Genomic DNA, 261 nt, shown 5'->3' on the forward strand with positions numbered 1-261 from the left:
GCTCTTGCCCCAGCGTCCACGTGTACCCAGCATCTCTCCGTGGTCAGAGGTGAAAAGGACAAGCGTGTTGCTTTCCTGTCCGGTCTCGCGCAGGGCGTCGAGCACCTTGCCGACCTGCGCGTCGATGAATGTGCAAAGGGCGTAATAGGACGCGATCCCGAGCTTTCGTTCCTCGTCCGAAGCGAACTCGGCGTCGTTGGGCTGAAACTGCTCCATCCGGGCAAGCCAGGGATGTTGCGCGTACCCGGCCCGGGGCAGCAG

1 protein-coding gene is annotated in these 261 nt (G+C 62.8%); it reads right to left on the reverse strand.

Annotation, left to right across the window (positions count from 1 at the left end; all coding sequences use genetic code 11):
- Positions 1 to 261, reverse strand: a 261-nt coding sequence (locus tag Q5L94_RS13865; RefSeq protein ID WP_317498935.1) for a sulfatase-like hydrolase/transferase, incomplete at its 3' end; no start/stop codon positions are given.

It is taken from the genome of Idiomarina sp. Sol25 (assembly GCF_033052775.1).
GTDB lineage: Bacteria > Pseudomonadota > Gammaproteobacteria > Enterobacterales > Alteromonadaceae > Idiomarina.